This is a genomic window from Streptomyces sp. NBC_01390 (genome assembly GCF_045040105.1).
In the GTDB taxonomy this organism is placed as follows: Bacteria; Actinomycetota; Actinomycetes; order Streptomycetales; family Streptomycetaceae; genus Streptomyces.
Genome location: NZ_CP109551.1, coordinates 9,820,808 through 9,842,274 on the forward strand (window position 1 = coordinate 9,820,808; position 21,467 = coordinate 9,842,274).

Genomic DNA, 21,467 nt, shown 5'->3' on the forward strand with positions numbered 1-21,467 from the left:
CCCCTGACTCCTCCAGCGCGTCGGGAGAGGATGTGCCTGCCGGATTCGTCCGGTGTAGAGGTGCGCGCCCCAGGAGGTGGTCCGATGTCGTCGAGGCCATGTCCGGCCTGCCGGGCACGCGACGCCCTGGGGAGGAACTCGTGAAGGACGCCCGTACCAAGACGTCCGGCACGCCCGAGCCTTCGGACGGTCCTGCCCAGGGGCTCTCCGCGTGGCGGTTCGTGGTGGTGTTCGGGGGCGTCAGCCTGCTGATGGACTTCGTCTACGAGGGCGCCCGTTCCGTCACCGGCCCGCTGCTCGCCCACCTGGGCGCCTCCGCGGCCGTGGTCGGCGTGGTCACGGGGGCGGGCGAGGCCGCCGCGCTCGGACTGCGTCTGGTGTCGGGACCGCTGGCCGACCGCAGCCGCCGCTTCTGGGCATGGACGATCGCCGGATACGTGCTGACCGCGGCCACCGTCCCGGTGCTCGGTCTGACCGGCGTGCTGTGGGCGGCCTGCACCCTGGTGATCGCGGAACGCGTCGGCAAGGCCGTGCGCTCCCCGGCCAAGGACACACTGCTCTCGCACGCCACCGCCGCCACCGGAAGGGGCCGCGGCTTCGCGGTGCACGAGGCGATGGACCAGGTCGGCGCGCTCATCGGCCCGCTCACGGTGGCCGGGGTCCTCGCCCTCACCGGCGGCGACTACGCCCCGGCGCTCGGGGTGCTCGCGCTGCCCGGCGTGGCCGCCGTCGCGCTGCTGCTCTGGCTGCGTGCCAAGGTCCCCGATCCGGTGGGCTACGAGACGACCGTCGGCATAGCGGCGCCCAAGGAGCCGGACTCGCCCGCGGAGCCGGGACCTGCCGGGTCCCGGGAGAGGAAGCTGCCGCGGGCCTTCTGGGCCTACGCGGTCTTCACCGCCGCGACCCTGACCGGTTTCGCCACCTTCGGTGTGCTCTCGTACCACCTGGTCGTCCGGCACCTGGTGCCGACAGCGATGGTGCCGGTGCTGTACGCGGCGGCCATGGCGGCGGACGCGGTGGCGGCGCTGGTCACGGGCTGGCTGTACGACCGTTTCGGCGCCCAGGTCCTGGTGGTCCTGCCGCTGCTGTCCGCCGCCGTTCCGGCCCTGGCCTTCACCAACACGGTGGGGGTCGCCGTGGCGGGCTCACTGGTGTGGGGCGCCGCCGTCGGCGTCCAGGAGTCCACGTTGCGTGCCACCGTCGCCGACCTCGTACCCGTGGGCCGCCGGGCCACCGCGTACGGCGTCTTCGCCGGGATCATGGGAGCGGCCGCGCTGGTCGGCGGCGCCTTGGCCGGAGTCCTGTACGACGTCTCCGTCCCGCTTCTGATCGTCGTCGTCACCGGCATCCAGTCCGCCGCGCTCGTCCTGCTGTGGGTCACCAGGGCCGCGCGGTCCACGCCCGCCCACTGAGTGGCGAACGCGCGGGCATGCACCGGGCGTTCTCGTCACCACGCCGCTGTGCGGCGGGGCATGGGGGCGGCGGACACCTCCTCCAGAAGGTCCTTGACGCCTGGGGGCCGGTCAGTGAACGCGATCCCCGCACTCGGCCGGGAACAGCACGGCGCCTGGTGGCAGTTGGTCCGGGTGCCGGTCGTTCACCCGCAGGCATGCTTCGGGGGAGTCTTCTGCGGGTGGGTATTCGAGGGTGACTTCGCTCAGCACGGTGATGGCACCGGCGAGATGCATTTCCGCCGCGTGCACGCCGTCGGGGAGACCACCGGCCAAGACGCCGAAGGCTGCCGTGCCGTCGCCGGCGGCGATGCGCTCACGAATCTCGAAGCGCCAGTGCGCGCCCGCGTCGGCCAACAACGACTTTCCCCTCCTGCCCAGCCCGAGCAGGAAATCGGTGCGCTCTCGCAGATGGTGGGCGATGGCACAGCAGAGCGGAACCGCGGTGCCGTCAAGCTCCACCACCCGCGTGTACCCGGCATGCGGACAGCACGACAGAGCCTCGTCAAGCAGCCCCAACGCGGTGTCCCTCGCCGCCGGGTGACCCTGCTGGGCGATGTCCAGGAGCAGTGGAGCCGCCACCACGGCGGCTGGGAACACAGCGGCACTGTGACCGTGGACGATTCCACCCCCGCCGAGCCGCGCGCCGGCCTCCGCCGCCTGTACCAGGTTCACTGCCTGGGCCAGGGCACGTAGACCATGGGCGGCACGATCCGGTTCGTACCAGTGGGGATGGCCCGGTATGGAGCCCCAGTCCACCGCGTCGATCTCATCCAGCACAGCAGCAGCATCGCACGCGACCCGCTACTACTGTCCGAGCGACGGGTGCGCCGCCACCGCGGTTGATCGAGTGGCACGGCAAGCCGGAGCACGGGGCCACCACCGAGTCTTCCACCAAGCGTTCACCGTGTGGTGTTCAAGCTGCTGTTGGGCGGGATTCCGGGAGGTTTCCAGGTGAGTCGTGTCCAGCCTCGTCTGTGCCACCACACTTGATGCTGTGACGCGAACAGTGCTGGAGCGGGGCGAGGCCCGCTGGGTCCACCCCGGCGATGTGACATCGCGTGACGGATGAGAGGGTCAGGCGGGTGAGTGAGACACCGACGAACGCCCTGCAATACCGCTTTGACGGGCCAGAAGACGCCCCGGTTCTGATCCTCGGTCCCTCACTGGGTACCACCTGGCACATGTGGGACCGGCAGGTACCGGAGCTGGTGAAGCAGTGGCGGGTCTTCCGTTTCGACCTGCCCGGGCACGGTGGTGCCCCCGCTCATCCAGCCGGGTCGGTCACCGACCTGGCGACCCGGCTGCTCGCCACGCTCGACAGGGTCGGAGTGCAGCGGTTCGGCTACGCGGGCTGCGCGCTCGGCGGCGCGATCGGCGCCGAACTGGCGCTGCGCCACCCGGAGCGGCTGGCCTCGCTCGCCCTGATCGCCGCCTCGCCCCGCTTCGGAACGGCCGACGAGTTCCGCCAGCGCGGGGTGATCGTCCGGACGAACGGGCTCGACCCCATCGCCCGTACCTCCCCCGAGCGCTGGTTCACCAGCGGCTTCGCCGCCGCGCAGCCCGCGATCACCGAGTGGGCCGTACAGATGGTCCGCACCACCGACCCCGGCTGCTACATCGCGGCCTGCGAATCGCTCGCCTCCTTCGACGTACGGGGCGAACTGGCCCGCGTCGGGGTGCCGACCCTCGTCCTCGTCGGCTCCGACGACCAGGTCACCGGCCCCGCCGAGGCCCGCACCCTGGTCGCGGGTATCCCGGACGCCCGCCTCGCGGTCGTACCCGGCGCCTCCCACCTGGTCCCGGTGGAGCAGCCCGCCGCCGTCACCGACCTTCTCGTACGCCACTTCTCGACGGCCTGGCAGCCCGCGTACGACACCGGAACCGGTCAGATGGCCATCTCGGCGGCCCCGGTCAAACCGGCCCTGGCCGCGCTCCAGCCGGTCACCCCCATCGCGGAGATCGCGCCGCCCGCCCCGCAGCCCGAGGCACAGGGGCGTCCGGACCAGTACGACGCCGGGATGAAGGTCCGCCGTGAGGTGCTCGGCGACGCGCACGTCGACCGGGCGCTCGCGCAGGCCGACGAGTTCTCCGGGGACTTCCAGGACTTCGTCACCAGATACGCGTGGGGCGAGATCTGGAGTCGGCCCGGCCTCGACCGGCGCTCCCGCAGCTGTGTCACCCTCGCCGCCCTCGTCGCGGGCGGCCACCTCGACGAACTCGCCTTCCACACCCGCGCCGCCCTCCGCAACGGCCTCACCCCGGTCGAGATCAAGGAAGTACTGCTCCAGGCCGCCGTCTACTGCGGGGTACCGGCCGCGAACAGCGCGTTCAAGGTGGCCCAGCAGGTCATCCGCGAGGAGACGACGCCCGAGGGGTGATCCCCGGGAATGTGCCCTGAGCCGGGTGGTGAAAGCACCACCCCCAGCCGCGACGCGGCCCGGGCTCGCGCGGCAGGATGGACCCATGAAGCTCACGAAGAAGTCGCACGCCTGTATCCGCCTGGAGAAGAACGGGCAGACGCTCGTCCTCGACCCCGGGGCGTTCAGCGAGGAGGACGCGGCGGCCGGCGCCGACGCGATCCTGGTCACCCATGAGCACGCCGACCACTTCGACGAGGGCAGGCTGCGCGCCGCCCTGGACGCCAACCCGGCCGCCGAGCTCTGGACCCTCGACGCCGTCGCGGAGCAGCTATCGGCCGCCTTCCCGGGCCGCGTCCACACCGTCGGCCACGGCGACACGTTCACCGCCGCGGGCTTCGACGTACAGGTCCACGGCGAACTGCACGCCGTGATCCACCCGGACATCCCGCGCATCACCAACGTCGGCTTCCTCGTCGACGGCGCCGTCTTCCACCCCGGCGACGCCCTCACCGTCCCCGACCACCCGGTCGACACCCTGCTGCTCCCCGTCATGGCCCCGTGGAGCAAGCTCTCCGAGGTCGTCGACTACGTCCGTGAGGTCAAGCCGCAGCGCGCGTACGACATCCACGACGCCCTCCTCACGGACCTCGCCCTCCCGATCTACGGCCGGCTGGTCGGCGGCCTCGGCGGCGCCGAGCACCAGCGGCTGACGCCGGGGACCTCGGCGGAGGTCTGAGCGGCGTTGTCAGACCCGGCGGGTAGGTTGTGGGGCATGCGTATCGCGACCTGGAACGTGAACTCGATCACCGCCCGCCTGCCGAGGCTGCTGGCCTGGCTGGAGAGCACCGGCACGGACGTGCTGTGCCTCCAGGAGGCCAAGGTCGCCGCCGAGCAGTTCCCCTCCGACCAGCTGCGCGAGCTGGGCTACGAGGCGGCGGTCAACGCGACCGGCAGGTGGAACGGCGTCGCGGTGATCTCCCGCGTCGGCCTGGAGGACGTGGTGCGGGGCCTGCCCGGCGACCCCGGTTACGAGGGCGTCGAGGAGCCCCGCGCCGTCTCCGCGACCTGCGGCCCGGTCCGCGTCTGGTCGGTGTACGTACCGAACGGCCGCGAGGTGGCGCACCCCCACTACGCCTACAAGCTCAGCTGGTTCGAGGCACTGAAGGCGGCGGTCGCGGCCGACGCGGTCGGCAGCCGCCCGTTCGCGGTCCTGGGCGACTTCAACGTGGCCCCGACGGACGACGACGTCTACGACCTGGCCGCCTTCGAGGGCCTCACCCACGTCACCCCGGCCGAGCGCGCGGCCCTTGCCGCCCTGCGCGAGGCGGGGCTCACGGACGTGGTCCCCCGCCCGCTGAAGTACGACCGCCCGTACACGTACTGGGACTACCGCCAGCTCTGCTTCCCCAAGAACCGGGGCATGCGCATCGACCTGGTCTACGGCAACGAGCCGTTCGCCAAGGCGGCGAAGGACGCGTATGTCGACCGGGAGGAGCGGAAGGGCAAGGGCGCGTCGGATCACGCCCCGGTGGTGGTGGACCTGGAGGTGTAGGGAGACCTGGTTGCCGGGCTCGGGGCGCTCACGGAACCAGCGCCCCCAACTCCACCGCCCCCGCCAGCGCGGCCAGCCCCGCATCGCCCGGATGCAGGTGGTCCCCGCTGTCGTACGCGGGCAGCAGCCGCGCCGGCTGCGCCGGATCCCGCAGCGCCGCGTCGAAGTCGACGACCCCGTCAAAACCGGACGTGGACCCGGAGTCGGCGGCCGGTACAGCCTCCTCCCTGATCCATGTGTTCACGGCCATCCGCTGACCGTCGACCGCCGACGTGCACCGTGCCTCACCCGCGCACGGCCCGATCGTCGCGACCAGTACCCGTGTCTCCCGTGCGCGCACCCGCTCCGCCAGCTCCCGCAGACCGGCGATGACCTCCTCCGCCGACGCGCCCGTCCGCAGATCGTTCACGCCCTGGAAGACGATCGCCGTACGCGCCGACGTCTGGGCGAGGACGTCCCGGTCCAGGCGGTGCAGGGCGCTCACCCCGCCCGAGTCGGTCGAGACCCCGTCGCCCGGGTAGCGGTCGGACAGGACGCGGTTCGCGGAGATGCCCTGGTTGAGGACCCCGTAGTGCGGCACCGTGCTCTGGGCGAGGAGCCGGTCGGCGAGCACATCGGGCCAGCGCCGGTTCGCGTCCGCCGTCGATCGCTCGCCGTCGGTGATCGAGTCGCCGAGCACCACCACGGATCCGGGACCGTCCCCCACATCGACCCCCGTCAGCAACGGCCAGGTCGTCAGCGTCGAGGTGTACGGCGTCGGGGAGCCGTCGGCCGTGTGGTCGCCCGGTTCGCTGACGTACGAGCGTTGCTGCGCGAGCCGGTGCAGAGGTGCGGCCGTCACCGTGCCTGGCAGGTGGAAGCTCACCAGTAGATTGCTGTCCGAGGGCACCGCGAAGTCGAGGGGATCACTGAACGCCTGTGCCCCGGCCGGGAGTTGGGCCGCACGAGAGCCTCCGAACGTCAGCGGCACAGGAGTGTCGCTCGCCGTGGCGCCCGCCGCCTGCACGGCCACTGTCGCGCTGCCGATCCGTACCGGGGTCGAGGCGAAGGTGTTGTCGAAGCGGACCCGAACCCGTGGACCGCCGGCCGATGTGTGCACCACGAGACGCAACGTCCGGTCGGTCCACGGGCCCACGGTCGCGTACGTCGAGGTCGGCGCCGCCCAACTGCCCGTCCAGCGGGCCGTGTCGGGCCGTACCGAGAGTGCGAACACATGCAGGTCGGCCGCGTACGGCAGTTGGACGGAGACGACCCGGTGCCCTCGCGCGATCGGCACGGTGACGACGTACAGCCGTGCCTTCTCGGCGAGTTGACCGGTGGGCGTGTTCACATGCGGCAGCGTGACCGCCTTGGTGCCGAGGGGGCCGGTGCGCCAGTCGGGGGCCGTCAGCCGGTAGGAGGACCGGGTGCCGTCCGTGTACGAGACGGTGCCCGCGCCGTTCACGTCGGCGCCGCCGGTGCCGGCGACGAGGAACGCGAGGGCGTCCCCCTCCCCGCGGACGCGCACGGCCTGGCCGGCGGCACGGACGTTGTCCGGCTCGCCCGGTTCCCGGCAGGGCCAGACCAGCCGGGCGCCCTGGACGGTGAGGCCGGAGCCCCTGGTCCAGCCGGCGGCCGTCAGGTCCTGGGCCGACACGGAGGCGCCCGAACCGTCGAAGTCGGCGGCCTCGGGGCGGGCGTCGTCGCTGACGGCGGTGTTGTCGAAGTACCGGGTGAGGGGGAGGGGTTGGGGTTCGGCGGCCCGGGCCGCGGAGGGCAGGGGCGTCAGCGCCGCGCACAGGGCGAGGGCGATGCCCGGTCCCCAGGGGCCACGGACGCCCGGTCCCCGGAGCCCACGGACACCCGGGCCCCGCATGCCTCGGCCACCTCGGCGCATGTCCGTCCCCCGCTCCTTCGGGCCCGCCGCTCAACGCGGTCTGAAGCCGCAATGCGCAGCCGCAGTGTGAAGCTAAGGAGCCGCCGGGGGCCCGTCAATGCGGCGGGTGCGCCGGGCGGGGGCGGACGGGGAAGTTGGCCGGAACCCGTGACCCCGCGCGCCCAGTGGTGCGGTCGGCGGTGTGAATGACAGGCTGGACGTATGAACATCCCTTTCCTGGGCAACTGGCGCAAGAAGCACGGACTCGCCCGAGGGGTGGCGGTGTACTCCGCGGGCGAGCACGACCCCGAGGCGGTCGCCGGGCTCCTGTCCGAATGCGAGCTGCTCCGTTCCCAGGCGCACCGGGCCGGCGTCGAACTCGACGACTCCGCCGCCTCGTTGGAGGCACTGGACCAGCTGGTGCCGGGCTGGCGGGACGACGAGGAGTCGCTGCCCTGGCTCGGCAACGACGCGGGCCTCTATCTCGGCACGGTCATCGTGCGCACCGTCCCCGGTGCCACCTGGGACTTCTGGCCCAACGGCCAGCCCGTCGTACGGCTGTCGTCGGGCCGTGAGTTCGATGTCGTCGCCTCCGGACACGCGTGGGCGTCCAGCGGCGTTCCCGAGCTGTCGCAGCTGTACGGGGAGGTCGCGGAGGTGTAGGCGCGAGGGGCATCTGGCGTAAATACGGCTAATGCCGGAAAGGTGCGTGTCGTGTATTAACTCCGCTCCTGTCTGGATAGTTTGCGGCAACCACGACACAGCTGAAGTGAGTAGGGCTGGGCATGGCTGTCGATCCGTTGATCGAGCTGATGGAAGTCAACAAACACTTCGGTGAGCTGCATGTCCTCCAGGACATCAACCTCACCGTCGGCAGGGGGGAGGTGGTCGTGGTCATCGGCCCGTCCGGGTCGGGCAAGTCCACTCTGTGCAGGGCGATCAACCGGCTGGAGCCGATCGAGTCCGGGACGATCCGGCTCGACGGACAGCTGCTGCCCGACGAGGGCAAGCCTCTCGCGCGGCTCCGGGCCGAGGTCGGGATGGTGTTCCAGTCGTTCAACCTCTTCGCCCACAAGACCGTTCTCCAGAACGTCTCGCTGGGCCAGATCAAGGTGCGCGGACGCAGGAAGGACGAGGCCGACAAACGCTCCCACGAGCTCCTCGACCGGGTCGGTCTCGCCTCGCAGGCGTCGAAGTACCCCGCCCAGCTCTCCGGCGGCCAGCAGCAGCGTGTGGCCATCGCCCGCGCCCTGGCCATGGACCCCAAGGCGATGCTCTTCGACGAGCCGACGTCGGCGCTCGACCCGGAGATGATCAACGAGGTTCTGGAGGTCATGCAGCAACTGGCCCGCGAGGGAATGACGATGGTCGTCGTCACCCATGAGATGGGCTTCGCCCGCTCGGCCGCGAACCGGGTCGTCTTCATGGCCGACGGCCGCATCGTCGAGGACCGTACCCCCGAGGAGTTCTTCACCGACCCGCGCAGCGACCGTGCCAAGGACTTCCTCTCCAAGATCCTTAAGCACTGAGGTGCTGCCGAGACGCTGGAGCTCTGAGGTCAACATCGTTGACTGTCACGGGAGTTGAGGACGCCGTGAACTTGTCGGCGGCCCGGCTCCCGGTGGCGGCCGAGGCCGGGAATCCGGCCGAGCCGAACCTCGACTACGATTTGTCGTTCATCCCCACCGGGATGTGGACCGAGGCCGTCGCACCGGCCGATTCAGGGACGCTGCTGCCAGGCGGGCAGTAGTAGAAGGGCACTCGCTCGCCCGGCGGCAGCCGGAGATCACTGCTCGTGCAGGGGTATCGACACGTATGTGGTCGTGCTTTTGGCGGGGAGGAGGTCAGCTGCGCGCCGGTCGACGTGTGCTCGATGTGCGGAGCGGGTCGGCCGACCCGCCGAGGCCGAGCGGGCCCACGTCGCGAAGGTACGCGACGAGGGTGCCGCTCTGCCTGGTTCCGGGGACCTCCCGCGTGGACGGCCGTTCCGCGTACGTCCCCTAGGAGGCACGGTGGGAGCTGCGTGGGACGACGGCCGGCAGGGGCGTCTGTGCGGCCCGGGTGATGTCCGCGACGACCTCGACGACATCGGGGCCGTACGCCTGTGAGTTGACGACCTTCAGGAGCAGGGCGAAGGAGTTGTTGCCGTGTTTGCGGGCCAGCCGTTCGTGATTGCGGGCGAGGTAACGGGTCGCCGCCTGGTTGGTGATCGCGCGCTGGCCGCAGAACAGGAACACCGGCCGGGCCTCGCCGCGCTGGCCGGCGGTGAGGCGCGCGAGGATCACGTACTCGCCCTTGCCCGCCTCCAGGCGATAGCGCTCTGTGCCGATCTGGAAGGCGCCGCGGTCCGGTCCGGGTTCGGCGTCGACGTTGACCCGGACGCCCGGGAGCAGGGAGTGCAGATGCGCCAGCATGCGGCGGTTGGAGGCCGGGCCGCCCACACAGAACTCGGTCCGCTCGCCGACCCCCTGCTGGGTGGCGTCGTGGGCGACGACCTGGGCGTGGGCGTTGCAGTCCTTGATGAGCGCGGCGAGTTCCAGCAGCGCGAACACGTCGTGACGCATCACCGTCAACTCGGGGCCACCGGCCTCGCGGTTCACCACGAGCAGCGACTCGGAGTTGTCCGGCAGCCCGAAGAAGGCCTGCTTGCGGCGGAGTTTGCGCTTCCACAGATAGGTGCGGGCCAGCCAGCCGAAGGCTGCGCTGATACCGGCCGCGACCACTCCGAGGACGATATTGCGCACGTCGTCAGTCATGGGCGCGCATGCTAGCGGTCGACCGCAACGGTGTTCGAGGGGCCCTTACGGGACCGCGGCGATGAAGTTACGCTGCGCGGACGGTCATTGACTGGAGGTATTGATGCGTCGCCCTGTCGCGCGAAGTCTGGCGGTCCTGGCGGTTTCGGCTGTCGTGATGTCGGTGGGGGCGGCGGCCCCGCCCGCCGCGGCCCCGTCCACGGACGCGCCCGGGGGTACGTCTGCGAAGAAGGTCCCGGTCGCCGTCGGCTACGGAGGTGTCGTGGCCAGTGTGGACGCGGACGCCTCGGCCGCCGGGATCGAGATCCTGCGCAAGGGCGGCAACGCGGTGGACGCGGCCGTCGCCACGGCCGCCGCGCTCGGCGTCACGGAGCCCTACTCCAACGGTGTCGGCGGTGGCGGCTACTTCGTCTACTACGACGCCAAGTCCCGTACGGTACGCACGATCGACGGCCGCGAGACGGCACCCCTTACGGCGGACTCGGGTCTGTTCCTGGAGAACGGGCAGCCGATCGCCTTCGCCGACGCCGTCACGAGCGGACTGGGCGTCGGTACGCCGGGCACGCCCGCGACCTGGCAGGCGGCGCTGGACAGTTGGGGCAGTCAGCGGCTCGGGACGCTGCTGAAGCCGGCGGAGCGGCTCGCCCGCGACGGCTTCACGGTGGACGACACGTTCCGCTCGCAGACCGCGTCCAACGAGGCGCGGTTCAGGAACTTCCCCGACACGGCGAAGCTGTTCCTGCCGGGCGGTGCGCTGCCGGTGGTCGGGGCGACCTTCAAGAACCCCGATCTGGCGCGTACGTACGAGGAGTTGGGCAGCAAGGGCGTCGGCGCCCTGTACCGGGGGAAGTTGGCGAAGGAGATCGTCGACACGGTCAACAAGCCGCCGGTGGACCCGGGTTCGGGCTACAACGCGCGTCCGGGCGAGCTGTCGCTGAAGGACCTGGCGGCGTACCGGGCGAAGCGCCAGGCGCCCACGAAGACGTCGTATCGCGGCCTGGGCGTCTACTCGATGGCACCCTCCTCGTCGGGCGGGACGACGGTCGGTGAGGCCCTCAACATCCTTGAGAAGACGGACCTTTCGAAGGCGAGCGACGTCCAGTTCCTGCACCGCTACATCGAGGCGAGCCGGATCGCCTTCGCGGACCGGGGGCGTTGGGTGGGCGACCCGGCCTTCGAGGACGTACCGACGAAGGAGCTGCTGTCGCAGTCGTACGCCGACTCGCGGGAGTGCCTGATCAAGGACGACGCGGTGCTGACGAGCCCGGTCGCGCCCGGGGACCCGCGTCACCCGACGGCCTGCGCGAGCACCGGTGTCGCGGCGCCGACGACGTACGAGGGCGAGAACACCACGCATCTGACGGTGGCCGACAAGTGGGGCAACATCGTGTCCTACACGCTGACCATCGAGCAGACCGGCGGCAGCGGCATCACCGTCCCGGGTTGCGGTTTCCTCCTCAACAACGAGCTGACGGACTTCTCCTTCGCCCCGGCCAGCCCCGCCGTCCATGACCCGAACCTGCCGGGCCCGGGCAAGCGGCCGCGCTCGTCGATGTCCCCGACGATCGTCCTGGATGCCCACGGCAAGCCGGTGGTGGCTCTCGGATCGCCCGGGGGCGCGACCATCATCACGACCGTCCTGCAGACCCTGACGGGCTTCCTCGACCGGGGGCTCCCGCTGGTCGACGCGATCGCGGCACCCCGCGCGAGCCAGCGCAACCAGACGACCACCGAGCTCGAACCGGGGCTGTGGAACAGCGAGTTGAGGACGAAGCTGGAGGCGATCGGCCACGGCTTCCGGCTCAACCCCGAGATCGGCGCGGCGACCGGCGTGCAGCGGCTGCCGAACGGGAAGTGGCTGGCCGCCGCCGAGACGGTACGACGCGGTGGCGGGTCGGCGATGGTGGTGCGGCCGGCGTCGTAGGTCGGCGGAGGGCGGGCGGCGTCGGTGTGTTCGAGGCCGCCCGCCCTCGTGACCCGGCCCGCGCGGCGGATCAGGCGTACTCGTGTGCCCTCGGCGTCCTCGGTCAGCCGGCAGCGGGCGGCGGCGTGTTCGAAGCCCACCGCCCGCCCTCGTAGCCGCGGACCGTCGCCGCCGGCCACGTGTACTCGATCTCCCGCACCGTGAAGCCCGCGGTCATCCGCAGTGGGCGTTCGGCCGTGCGCAGGCCGCCCGCTCGCTCGTAGAACGCGATCGCGCGGGTGTTGCCGGCCAGGACCTCCAGGTAGACGTCCTGGCCGGGATGGTGGCGGGCGGCCCAGGCGAAGCCGTGGTGGAGCAGGGTGCGGCCGATGCCGGTGCCGACGTGGTCCGGGCGGGCGTGCAGGTTGTCCACGTGGACCCGCCCGTCCGGGGCCGTGTCCAGGTGGATGAAGCCGCGGAGTTCGCCGTCCTGTTCGGCCAGCAGGAGGCATCGGCCGGGTGACAGGCCGTCCGTGCGGGCCCGCCACTTGGCGAGGTGCTCCGCCGCCAGCGGGCCGGCCAGGTACGCGGCGGGCATGAGCGCGGTGTACGCGCTGCGCCAGCTGGCCGTGTGCAGGGCCGCGATGCTCTCCGTGTCCGCCGAAGTGCCGTTCCTGATGCGCATGGAGCCGTACGTTACGCCCGGCTCGTGTGGGCGTCCTGGCGTGCCGTGAGGATCCGGGGCCCGGATTCGGTGATCGCCACCGTGTGTTCCGCGTGGGCCGCGCGGGAGCCGTCGTTCGTGCGGAGGGTCCAGCCGTCCGGGGCTTCGTAGTAGCCGTCCTTGCCGCTGCCGATCAGCATGGGCTCGATCGCCAGGACCAGGCCGGGGCGCAGCGGCATGCCCCGGCCGGGGCGGCCCTCGTTGGGGACCGGGGGGTCCTCGTGCATACGGCGGCCGATTCCGTGGCCGCCGAAGCCGTCCGGGATGCCGTAGCCCGCCGTACGGCACACCTGGCCGATCGCGTGCGCGATGTCGCCGATGCGGTTGCCGACGACCGCTGCCGCGATGCCGGCGGCGAGGGCCCGCTCGGCGGTCTCGACGAGCCGTACGTCGGCCGGGTGCGGCTCGCCCACGATGAAGCTGATCGCCGAGTCCCCTGCCCAGCCGCCCAGTTCGGCGCCGAAGTCGGCGGAGACGAGGTCGCCGTCGCGCAGCCGGTAGTCGTCCGGGATGCCGTGCACGATCGCGTCGTTCACCGAGACGCAGAGCACCGCCGGGAACGGGGTGGGCGCGAAGGAGGGGCGGTAGCCGAGGAAGGGGGAGGTCGCTCCGGCCGCACGCAGCACCTCGTGCGCCACCGCGTCCAGCTCCCGCAGGGAAACGCCCACGTCAGCGGCTTCCCGGACGGCGGTCAGGCCGCTGCCGACCACCTGACCCGCGTCGTACATGGCATCAATGGCTGTGTCTGTCTTAAGTTCCACCATGCCAATTACTATACCGGTATTAGAATGGTGGCATGGTACGCACTCCTCTCACCCCCGAAGAGCGTGAACGCGGCGAGCGGCTGGGCCGGTTGCTGCGCGAGGCGCGTGGCGGTCGCAGCATGGCGCAGATCGCGGCGCACGCCGGTATCTCCGCCGAGACCCTCCGTAAGATCGAGACCGGCCGTGCGCCGACCCCGGCCTTCTTCACGGTCGCGGCGCTGGCGCGGGTCCTCGGACTGTCCATGGACGAACTCGTCGGGCGGTGCGAGCCGTCGGCCCCGGTCGCGGCGTGAGCCTCGTGGGGCGGTTCCGGCCAATGTGTCAGTGGTTCACGTCACGTTCCGCTGGGCGCGCGGTACTCTGCGTCCGGTCCGAAAACCCTTCGTAGCCCATCCGTAACACGGTTGGTGTTTTCTACGGGGCGGAGAACTCCGGTCGGGCATGGGGTGGACGTCATGGCGGTGGAACAACTCCCGGGGCAGGTGCGGGAGTTCGCGCGGTATCTGAACGGCCTGCTGGCCCGTCTCGATCAGGACGCGGGCTGGTGCGGCGTGTTCTGGCAGCGCGACCCCGACGGTATGCGGGCCTGTCTGGAGGGGTCCGAGGTGCCGCCCTGGGACGTTGTGGACGCGCTGCTCCAGGATCTCGCCGCGGAGTACGGAACGGCCGCCGTCGCCTCGGAGGCCGAGCAGGCACGTGCCCTGCACCAGGCCGCGCTCGCCGCGTTCGACACCCTCCTCGGCGCCCGAGACACCCTCGGGGACCGGCTCGACGTGATGCTCCGGGAACAGAAGTACGCCGCCGAACGGCTCGCCGAGCTGGGGCGGTCGCTCGCCTCCGCCGCCAGCCACGAGGAGGCCGAGAGCCTCCGCCTCGACCTGGCCTGGGCCCACGACGACCACGAGCGCGCCTCCGCCCGCTGCGTCGAACTCCGTTACCGCCTCGACCAGTTGGCCCGCAGGGCGGTGAGCCGGGCGCCCTTCGCGCACCGCGACCGCGACGACGAGGCCGACCTGTTCACCGGCCGCGTCCAGCACACCCCGCACTCCGCCGACGTGCCTGCGGGCGACCCCCTGCCCCTGCCGCGCCAACGCACCCACCCGGACGAACAGCACCCGGCGGGCACCCCGGCCGCCTGGTACGACGACGCACCGGCGTGGCGCGACGGCCCCCGCGGCCCCAGCCACCCCACCGACGAAGCCGCCGCCCGAGCCCTCGGCGACGAGGCCCGCGCATGGCGTACCGGTTCCGGCCGCGCGCCCGACGAGGCCGGCACCCGCCCGACCGCCTACGGCGCCGACCGAGCAGCTGGGGGCCCGGGTCCCGGCGACGAGACCGGCACGTGGCGTACCGGTTCCGGCCGCCCGACCGACGCGGACGCCACCCGCTCGACCGCCTACGGCACCGAACGCGACCCCGGACGCCAGGGTTCCGACGGGGAGGCTCCCGCCTGGCGGGACGGCGCCCGCAAGAACGACGATCTCGGCCCAGGACGCCGAAACTCCGGCGAGAGCGCCTCCGCGTGGCGCGGCGGCGCCGACCGGGATGGCGCTCGCCCGGCCGCCTTCGGCGACGACCGCGGCCCCCAGGGTCCGGGTTCCGGCGACGACTCCTCCGCCTGGCGTGAGGGCGCCGGCTACGGCGGCGACCGTGGTTCTGGCCAACGGGACGCCGACGGCACCCCACCCACGTGGCGCGACGGCGCCGGCCGGACAGACGACCGGGACGGCGCCCGCGCGATCGCCTTCGGCGACGACCGCGCCCTCGGCCGCCAGGGGCCCGGCGACGGGGCCCCCGCCTGGCACGACGGCGCCGGCCGCGCAGCCGACCGGGACGGGGCCAACCCTGCCGGCTACGGCGACGACCGCGGCTCCGGCCAACGGGACGTCGACGGCACCCCACCCGCCTGGCGAGACGGCGTCAGCCGCCTGGCCGGCGATGGCGGGGCCAACCCCGCCGCCTACGGCGACGGTCTCGGCGCCGGCCGCCGGGATTCCGGCGACGGCGGACCCGCCTGGCGCGACGGCCGGGCGGCCGAGCAGGACGGCGCCCGCCGGGGCGAGGACCTAGGCTCCGGCGGACCGGACACCGGCGACGGTGTCTTCGTCGGGCGTGACGGCGGTCGGCGCTCCGGGCAGGGGGACGACCCTGACGGCGCCCGGCAGGCCGACGCTCCCGGTGGCACCGGGGACTCGGCCGAGCGCACCACACCCCCTCAGCTTCCCGCCGACTGGTACGAGCCCCCTGCCCCCGAGCCCGAGCCCGCGGACCCCCGCCCCGCCTCCAAGCAGCGCGCCAAACGCCGTACCCGTGGCAGTGCCCGGTTCGCCGGGATGATCGACGACGCGGACACCGGCACCACGCCCACCGTCGACCCCACCCTGGCGCCGACGATGCCCGCGCCCGCCGCGACCCCGGGCCGACGCGCCCCGCGCGGGGCGCGGTTCGCCGGGGCCGCCGCTGCCGCCAAGTCCGCGACACCGGTGCGGGAGGCGCTGGACGACGACGCCCGGCACGACACCATCGACACCGTCCGCACCCTCGTACGACTACGCGGCGAGGGACGCACCGGCGAGGCGCACGCGCTGCTCGTGGAGGCGTCCCAGTGGCCCGCCGCCCGCTTTCCGCTGCTCGCCGCCGAACTGCACCGCGCGGGGCTCGGCGCCGACTGGGCGACCCTGCTCTGGGAGGCCGCCTCGCTGCCGGCCGACCGGCTGGTCGCCGCCGCCGACGCGCTCGTCGCGGCGGGGCGGGCCACCGACGGTGAGCAGATACTGCGCCAGGGCATGGCGCGGCCGGCCCAGGAGGTGGGCGAGGCTGTGCTCCGGCTCGCCGAGGACGGCAGGCGGCGCGAGGTGCGTGCACTGCTCGACGCGTACGTCCGGGTCCGCACCCCCGAGGAGGCCGCCCGCAGTGTCGCCGCCGACCCGCAGCGCCTCGTACCCCTGCTCCTGGAGGCGGCCCGGGGTGCCTCCGAGGACCGGTACTGGGATCTGGTGCACGCCCTCCGGGTCGCCGGGCACAGCGCCTGACCGGGCTGGCCCGGCTGCCCGCGACTCGCCCACAGGAGTGTGAAACGTGATCGACTCCGCGGGTTAACGACGATGGTCTTGGCAAGGCTCCTCCGGAGGCTTACTTTCAAGCCCCTACGACCTTTGTGACCTTGTCTACGGGCGTAGAGGCTCTCTGACGTCCAGCCGAAGGAGCAGGTCATGGCCAACGTCGTACGTGCCGCTCTGGTCCAGGCCACCTGGACCGGTGACACCGAGTCCATGGTCGCCAAGCACGTGGAGCACGCCCGTGAGGCTGCCCGGCAGGGCGCCAAGGTCATCGGATTCCAGGAAGTCTTCAACGCGCCCTACTTCTGTCAGGTCCAGGAGCCCGAGCACTACCGCTGGGCCGAGCCCGTCCCCGACGGGCCGACCGTCACCCGGATGCGGGAGCTGGCGCGCGAGACCGGAATGGTCATCGTCGTACCCGTGTTCGAGGTCGAGCAGTCCGGGTTCTACTACAACACCGCGGCCGTGATCGACGCCGACGGGACCTACCTCGGCAAGTACCGCAAACACCACATTCCGCAGGTCAAGGGCTTCTGGGAGAAGTACTACTTCAAGCCCGGCAACCTCGGATGGCCCGTCTTCGAGACGGCCGTCGGGAAGGTCGGCGTGTACATCTGCTACGACCGGCACTTCCCGGAGGGCTGGCGTCAGCTCGGCCTGAACGGCGCTCAGCTCGTCTACAACCCGTCCGCGACCCACCGGGGCCTCTCCTCCCACCTGTGGCAACTGGAGCAGCCGGCCGCGGCCGTCGCCAACGAGTACTTCGTCGCCGCCATCAACCGGGTCGGCCAGGAGGAGTACGGGGACAACGACTTCTACGGGACCTCGTACTTCGTGAACCCGCGCGGCCAGTTCGTCGGCGAGGTCGCGAGCGACAAGGACGAGGAACTCGTCGTGCGGGATCTTGATTTCGATCTCATCGAGGAAGTCCGGCAGCAGTGGGCCTTCTACCGGGACCGGCGGCCGGACGCGTACGAAGGGCTGGTGCAGCCGTGAGCGGTGATCTGTACGGGCGTCACAAGGCGGTTCTGCCGGACTGGCTCGCCCTCTACTACGCCGACCCGATCGAGATCACACACGGCGAGGGCCGGCACGTGTGGGACGCGGACGGGAACCGGTACCTCGACTTCTTCGGCGGCATCCTCACCACGATGACCGCGCACGCCCTGCCCGAGATCACCAAGGCGGTCAGTGAACAGGCCGGGCGGATCATCCACTCGTCCACCCTGTATCTCAACCGGCCGATGGTCGAACTCGCCGAGCGCGTCGCCGAGCTGTCCGGCATCCCGGACGCGCGCGTCTTCTTCACCACCTCCGGTACGGAAGCGAACGACACGGCGCTGCTCCTCGCCACCTCCTACCGGCGCAGCAACCAGATCCTGGCGATGCGCAACAGCTACCACGGCCGCTCCTTCAGCACGGTCGGCATCACCGGCAACAAGGGCTGGTCCCCGACCTCCCTGTCCCCGCTCCAGACCCTGTACGTCCACGGCGGCGTCCGCACCCGTGGTCCGTACGCCGATCTGAGCGACGCCGAGTTCATCGCCGCCTGCGTCGACGACCTGGAGGACCTGCTCGGGCACGTCCGTCCGCCCGCGGCCCTGATCGCCGAACCCATCCAGGGTGTCGGCGGCTTCACCTCGCCGCCCGACGGGCTGTACGCGGCCTTCCGCGAGGTGCTGGCCGAGCGCGGCATCCTGTGGATCGCCGACGAGGTGCAGACCGGCTGGGGACGCACCGGCGAGCACTTCTGGGGCTGGCAGGCGCACGCGGAGAACGGTCCGCCGGACATCCTCACCTTCGCCAAGGGCATCGGCAACGGCATGTCCATCGGCGGGGTCGTGGCCCGCGCCGAGATCATGAACTGCCTCGACTCCAACTCCATCTCGACCTTCGGCGGCACCCAGATCACCATGGCGGCAGGCCTCGCCAACCTCAACCACCTCCTGGAACACGACCTCCAGGGCAACGCCCGGCGCGTCGGCGGACTCCTCATCGAACGGCTGCGGGCCGTCGCCGCACAGCTTCCGGGCGTACGGGAGGTCCGTGGACGCGGGCTGATGATCGGCGTCGAGCTGGTCAAGCCCGGTACCGACACCGCCGACCCGGAGACCGCCGCCGCCGTGCTCGAAGCGGCCCGGGAGGAGGGGCTGCTCCTCGGCAAGGGGGGCGGCCACAACACCAGCGCGCTGCGCATCGCACCGCCACTGTCCCTCACCGTCGCGGAGGCCGAGGAGGGCGCCGCGATCCTCGAACGTGCTCTGAGGAGCACCTAGTAGCAGAACCTGAGTAAGGGCGAGTGAGCCGAAGGGGCGCGCCTGTGCCGAGAGTTCGAGCGCGCGGAGGCCCGCAGGGTCGAGCACGGTCGGGCTCTCGACACAGGCTGGAGCGCCCCGGAGGCGAACCGAGCCACAGAAAAAGGGGAAGATCGTCATGCTTTCGACCACCACCTTGGAACCCGCCCTGTCGGTCCGTCAGGTCCTCGGCCTGGAACGGGTGCTCGCCGGGGAGCCCGAGGTGGTGGCCGGAGCCGGCCAGCTCGACCGGGCCGTGCGCTGGGTGCATGTCGCCGAGGCCGCCGACGTCGGCGTGATGCTGAGCGGCGGCGAGATGATCCTCACGACCGGGGTGCTGCTCGCGGGGGACGAGGAGGCCCAGGCCGAGTACATCCGGTCGCTGCACCGGGCGGAGGCCGCCGCCGTCGTCCTCGGGCTCGGGCGGGCCTTCCCCTCGCCGCCGGACGTGATGCGACGCGCGGCCGAGCGGTGCGGACTGCCGATGGTGGTGCTCCATCGGCCGTCCCCCTTCGCGGAGTTGACGGAGGAGGTCCAGTCGCGGCTCGTACGGCGGAAGTTCGCCGCCGTGAGCCTGTCCGAGGCGGTGCGGACCGCTCTCACGGGGCTCATCACCTCCGGCGCCCCGCTGCAAAGTCTTCTCGACGAAGTTGCCTCGCACAGCGCCTGTCCCGTCGTCGTCACCAACCTCGCCCACCGGGTCCTCGCCACCTCGGGGGAGCGGTCGGCGGTCGACGACGTGCTGCGCGACTGGGAGCGCATCTCCCGGCAGGCCGGCGGGAGCGAGGGCGACGGCTGGATCCGGGCCGAGCTGGGCGGACGCGGGGAACGCTGGGGGCGGATCGTGCTCTGCGGCTACCGGGGTGACGCCGCCACCGGACGGCTCCTCGCCGACCGGGCCGCCGAGGCACTCGTCCTGCACCGCATGCTCGGGGGCTCCGTGCGCACCTGGGAGGAGCAGTCCGCCCAGAGCCTGCTGACGGACCTGGTGAGCGGCGTCGTACCGGCTCGGCAGCTGCTGCCGCGGGCGCGGGCCGCCGGGCTGCCCGTCAACCGGCGGACCTTCGTGCCGCTCGTCGTGCGGGACGGTGACCCCGCCGAACTCGACCGCGTACTGCGGCTGTTGGGGCTGCCCGGGCTGGTCGCCGAGCTGGCCGACGACGCCACCGCCGTCCTGCTGAGCCTGGCCCGCGACCAGGACGCCAAGGCGCTGGCCGCGCACTTCGCGCTCCGGCTGCGCACGGAGACCGGCGGGGGCAGGACCGTCGTGGCCGCCGCCGGGGCACTCGCCAGCTGGGACGACGTGCCCACCGGACTGCGCGAGGCGCTGCACGTCGCCGCGGCCGTCGCGGACACCCCGGCGGGGCAGGAACTGCCGGTGCTGGTGCACCTGAGGGACGTACGGCTGCGCGGCCTTGTCCGGCTGCTGCGGGACGATCCGCACGTGCAGGCGTTCGCGGAGCGGGAGCTCGACGGACTGCTGTGCGGGGCCGAGGGCGAGTCCGAGCTGCTGCCGGTGCTCCGGACCTATCTCGCCACCGGGCGCAACAAATCTCGTACCGCGCAACTTCATCATGTGTCGCGCCCGGCGCTCTACCGGCGGCTGGAGGCGATAGAGACGCGGCTCGGGCTCGATCTCGACGACTTCGAGCAGGCCGCCTCCGTGCATATCGCGCTCCTCGCGCACGACGCCCAGCAAGGTCGATGACCGCACTCTCCAGCGCTCCGTCTTACCGCTCCGAAACATCAGAGGACCAGGGAAAACAGTGGTGAAACATGGGCCGACGCCAGGGTGACACCGTGGAACGCGAAGCGTCCGCAGGCGTGACACCGTGCAACTCAAACCCGATCTCCGGGCTTCCTAGGCTCGCCGTACACCGAGTGACCGGAGGTCCCGATGAGCAGGGTGATTCGCGCCGCCATTTTCCAGACTGCCTGGACGGGCGACAAGGAGTCGATGATCCAGGTCCACGAGCAGGCGGTCCGCGACGCCGCGGCGCAGGGCGCTCAAGTCATGTGCTTCCAGGAGCTGTTCTACGGCCCCTACTTCTGCCAGGTGCAGGACAAGGCGTTCTACGAGTACGCCGAGCAGATTCCGAACGGCCCGATCGTCAAGCGCTTCCAGGCGCTCGCCAAGGAACTGGGCATCGTCCTCGTCCTGCCGATGTACGAGGAGGAGCAGCCCGGCGTCCTCTACAACACGGCCGCCGTGATCGACGCGGACGGCTCGTACCTGGGCAAGTACCGCAAGCACCACATCCCGCAGGTCGCCGGGTTCTGGGAGAAGTTCTACTTCCGCCCGGGCAACGCCGGCTGGCCCGTCTTCGACACCGCCGTGGGCAAGATCGGCGTCTACATCTGCTACGACCGGCACTTCCCGGAGGGCTGGCGTGCGCTGGGCCTCGAAGGCGCCGAGATCGTCTTCAACCCGTCGGCCACCTCGCGCGGCCTGTCCTCCTACCTGTGGCAGCTGGAGCAGCCGGCGGCAGCCGTCGCCAACGAGTACTTCGTCGGCGCGATCAACCGGGTCGGCGTCGAGGAACTGGGCGACAACGACTTCTACGGGACCTCGTACTTCGTGGACCCGGAGGCGCAGTTCGTCGGCGAGGTGGCGAGCGACAAGGAGACCGAACTCGTCGTCCGCGACCTGGACCTGGCCAAGATGCGCGAGGTCCGCGACCGCTGGCAGTTCTTCCGCGACCGCCGCCCGGACGCCTACGGCCCTCTGACCGCGCCGTAAATCCGG

General features: G+C 71.7%; 19 protein-coding genes and 1 pseudogene. 14 read left to right on the forward strand and 6 right to left on the reverse strand.

Features of this window, described 5'->3' with window-relative positions; translation table 11 throughout:
- Window positions 1–140 precede the first annotated feature (140 nt).
- Complete coding sequence (locus OG241_RS43975) at window positions 141–1,412, forward strand: MFS transporter (RefSeq protein ID WP_405823887.1); 1,272 nt, start codon at window positions 141–143, stop codon at window positions 1,410–1,412.
- A gap of 111 nt (window positions 1,413–1,523) precedes the next feature.
- On the opposite strand, the gene OG241_RS43980 is transcribed toward OG241_RS43975, so the two are convergent.
- Window positions 1,524–2,231: a hypothetical protein gene (locus tag OG241_RS43980; protein ID WP_405823889.1), complete on the reverse strand. Its 708-nt coding sequence runs from the start codon at window positions 2,229–2,231 to the stop codon at window positions 1,524–1,526.
- Between the two features lie 305 nt (window positions 2,232–2,536).
- Between OG241_RS43980 and pcaC the strand changes: the two genes are divergently transcribed.
- The 3 genes from pcaC (at window position 2,537) to OG241_RS43995 (ending at window position 5,366) form a co-directional block, all read left to right on the forward strand.
- Window positions 2,537–3,832: a 4-carboxymuconolactone decarboxylase gene (pcaC, locus tag OG241_RS43985; protein WP_405823890.1), complete on the forward strand. Its 1,296-nt coding sequence runs from the start codon at window positions 2,537–2,539 to the stop codon at window positions 3,830–3,832.
- Between the two features lie 85 nt (window positions 3,833–3,917).
- Window positions 3,918–4,550 carry an MBL fold metallo-hydrolase gene (locus tag OG241_RS43990; protein ID WP_405823892.1) on the forward strand — a complete coding sequence of 211 codons (633 nt, stop codon included), beginning with the start codon at window positions 3,918–3,920 and terminating at the stop codon, window positions 4,548–4,550.
- Window positions 4,551–4,586: 36 nt separating this feature from the next.
- On the forward strand, window positions 4,587–5,366 hold the full coding sequence (locus OG241_RS43995) for an exodeoxyribonuclease III (protein ID WP_405823894.1): 780 nt from the start codon (window positions 4,587–4,589) through the stop codon (window positions 5,364–5,366).
- Between the two features lie 28 nt (window positions 5,367–5,394).
- Here OG241_RS43995 and OG241_RS44000 read toward each other — a convergent pair whose 3' ends face one another.
- Entirely contained in the window at window positions 5,395–7,221 is a 1,827-nt protein-coding gene (locus OG241_RS44000) for an SGNH/GDSL hydrolase family protein (RefSeq protein WP_405823896.1), read from the reverse strand.
- 222 nt (window positions 7,222–7,443) lie between these two features.
- Here OG241_RS44000 and OG241_RS44005 point away from each other — a divergent pair, with 222 nt between their 5' ends.
- The 3 genes from OG241_RS44005 (at window position 7,444) to OG241_RS44015 (ending at window position 8,971) form a co-directional block, all read left to right on the forward strand.
- Window positions 7,444–7,884: a DUF6278 family protein gene (locus tag OG241_RS44005; protein ID WP_405823898.1), complete on the forward strand. Its 441-nt coding sequence runs from the start codon at window positions 7,444–7,446 to the stop codon at window positions 7,882–7,884.
- Window positions 7,885–8,006: 122 nt separating this feature from the next.
- Window positions 8,007–8,750: an amino acid ABC transporter ATP-binding protein gene (locus OG241_RS44010; protein WP_405823899.1), complete on the forward strand. Its 744-nt coding sequence runs from the start codon at window positions 8,007–8,009 to the stop codon at window positions 8,748–8,750.
- Window positions 8,751–8,815: 65 nt separating this feature from the next.
- Window positions 8,816–8,971, forward strand: coding sequence for a hypothetical protein (locus OG241_RS44015; RefSeq protein WP_405823901.1), 156 nt, complete (start codon window positions 8,816–8,818; stop codon window positions 8,969–8,971).
- A 36-nt stretch (window positions 8,972–9,007) separates the two neighbouring features.
- Here the strand turns inward: OG241_RS44015 and OG241_RS44020 are convergent.
- Window positions 9,008–9,188 (reverse strand): annotated as a pseudogene (locus OG241_RS44020) (acyl esterase); the annotation flags it as partial.
- Between the two features lie 33 nt (window positions 9,189–9,221).
- Window positions 9,222–9,977, reverse strand: a complete 756-nt coding sequence (locus OG241_RS44025; RefSeq protein ID WP_405823903.1) for a hypothetical protein — start codon at window positions 9,975–9,977, stop codon at window positions 9,222–9,224.
- Between the two features lie 103 nt (window positions 9,978–10,080).
- Here OG241_RS44025 and ggt point away from each other — a divergent pair, with 103 nt between their 5' ends.
- On the forward strand, window positions 10,081–11,901 hold the full coding sequence (gene ggt, locus OG241_RS44030) for a gamma-glutamyltransferase (protein WP_405823905.1): 1,821 nt from the start codon (window positions 10,081–10,083) through the stop codon (window positions 11,899–11,901).
- A 103-nt stretch (window positions 11,902–12,004) separates the two neighbouring features.
- On the opposite strand, the gene OG241_RS44035 is transcribed toward ggt, so the two are convergent.
- Both OG241_RS44035 and map read right to left on the reverse strand, forming a co-directional pair.
- Window positions 12,005–12,565 (reverse strand): GNAT family N-acetyltransferase, encoded by a 561-nt coding sequence (locus OG241_RS44035; RefSeq protein ID WP_405823907.1) that lies wholly within the window; start codon window positions 12,563–12,565, stop codon window positions 12,005–12,007.
- An 11-nt stretch (window positions 12,566–12,576) separates the two neighbouring features.
- A complete protein-coding gene (gene map, locus OG241_RS44040) occupies window positions 12,577–13,368 on the reverse strand; it encodes a type I methionyl aminopeptidase (protein ID WP_405823909.1) in 792 nt (263 codons plus the stop codon).
- Between the two features lie 32 nt (window positions 13,369–13,400).
- On the opposite strand from map, the gene OG241_RS44045 reads away from it, so the two are divergent.
- The 6 genes from OG241_RS44045 to OG241_RS44070 all read left to right on the forward strand — a co-directional run bounded on the left by OG241_RS44045 (window position 13,401) and on the right by OG241_RS44070 (window position 21,461).
- Window positions 13,401–13,661: a helix-turn-helix domain-containing protein gene (locus OG241_RS44045; protein ID WP_405823911.1), complete on the forward strand. Its 261-nt coding sequence runs from the start codon at window positions 13,401–13,403 to the stop codon at window positions 13,659–13,661.
- Window positions 13,662–13,823: 162 nt separating this feature from the next.
- Entirely contained in the window at window positions 13,824–16,400 is a 2,577-nt protein-coding gene (locus tag OG241_RS44050; protein WP_405823913.1) for a hypothetical protein, read from the forward strand.
- A gap of 180 nt (window positions 16,401–16,580) precedes the next feature.
- Window positions 16,581–17,423 carry a nitrilase-related carbon-nitrogen hydrolase gene (locus OG241_RS44055; protein ID WP_319094620.1) on the forward strand — a complete coding sequence of 281 codons (843 nt, stop codon included), beginning with the start codon at window positions 16,581–16,583 and terminating at the stop codon, window positions 17,421–17,423.
- Window positions 17,420–18,703 carry an aspartate aminotransferase family protein gene (locus OG241_RS44060; RefSeq protein WP_405823915.1) on the forward strand — a complete coding sequence of 428 codons (1,284 nt, stop codon included), beginning with the start codon at window positions 17,420–17,422 and terminating at the stop codon, window positions 18,701–18,703. Before OG241_RS44055 ends, OG241_RS44060 begins: the two co-directional genes overlap by 4 nt.
- Before the next feature lie 157 nt (window positions 18,704–18,860).
- The gene (locus OG241_RS44065) at window positions 18,861–20,429 is read left to right on the forward strand and encodes a PucR family transcriptional regulator (RefSeq protein ID WP_405823917.1); all 1,569 of its coding nucleotides are present in this window, start codon (window positions 18,861–18,863) and stop codon (window positions 20,427–20,429) included.
- A gap of 189 nt (window positions 20,430–20,618) precedes the next feature.
- The gene (locus OG241_RS44070; RefSeq protein ID WP_405823918.1) at window positions 20,619–21,461 is read left to right on the forward strand and encodes a nitrilase-related carbon-nitrogen hydrolase; all 843 of its coding nucleotides are present in this window, start codon (window positions 20,619–20,621) and stop codon (window positions 21,459–21,461) included.
- Window positions 21,462–21,467: the final 6 nt, after the last annotated feature.

Coding starts and splice junctions, on each gene's coding strand:
- OG241_RS44025 (WP_405823903.1), bottom strand. CDS start 9,977: ATGACTGACGACGTGCGCAATATCGTCCTCGGAGTGGTCGCGGCCGGT.
- OG241_RS44045 (WP_405823911.1), top strand. CDS start 13,401: ATGGTACGCACTCCTCTCACCCCCGAAGAGCGTGAACGCGGCGAGCGG.
- ggt (WP_405823905.1), top strand. CDS start 10,081: ATGCGTCGCCCTGTCGCGCGAAGTCTGGCGGTCCTGGCGGTTTCGGCT.
- OG241_RS44005 (WP_405823898.1), top strand. CDS start 7,444: ATGAACATCCCTTTCCTGGGCAACTGGCGCAAGAAGCACGGACTCGCC.
- OG241_RS44055 (WP_319094620.1), top strand. CDS start 16,581: ATGGCCAACGTCGTACGTGCCGCTCTGGTCCAGGCCACCTGGACCGGT.
- OG241_RS44050 (WP_405823913.1), top strand. CDS start 13,824: ATGGCGGTGGAACAACTCCCGGGGCAGGTGCGGGAGTTCGCGCGGTAT.
- OG241_RS43995 (WP_405823894.1), top strand. CDS start 4,587: ATGCGTATCGCGACCTGGAACGTGAACTCGATCACCGCCCGCCTGCCG.
- OG241_RS44070 (WP_405823918.1), top strand. CDS start 20,619: ATGAGCAGGGTGATTCGCGCCGCCATTTTCCAGACTGCCTGGACGGGC.
- OG241_RS44035 (WP_405823907.1), bottom strand. CDS start 12,565: ATGCGCATCAGGAACGGCACTTCGGCGGACACGGAGAGCATCGCGGCC.
- OG241_RS44065 (WP_405823917.1), top strand. CDS start 18,861: ATGCTTTCGACCACCACCTTGGAACCCGCCCTGTCGGTCCGTCAGGTC.
- map (WP_405823909.1), bottom strand. CDS start 13,368: ATGGTGGAACTTAAGACAGACACAGCCATTGATGCCATGTACGACGCG.
- OG241_RS44010 (WP_405823899.1), top strand. CDS start 8,007: ATGGCTGTCGATCCGTTGATCGAGCTGATGGAAGTCAACAAACACTTC.
- OG241_RS44000 (WP_405823896.1), bottom strand. CDS start 7,221: ATGCGGGGCCCGGGTGTCCGTGGGCTCCGGGGACCGGGCGTCCGTGGC.
- OG241_RS43990 (WP_405823892.1), top strand. CDS start 3,918: ATGAAGCTCACGAAGAAGTCGCACGCCTGTATCCGCCTGGAGAAGAAC.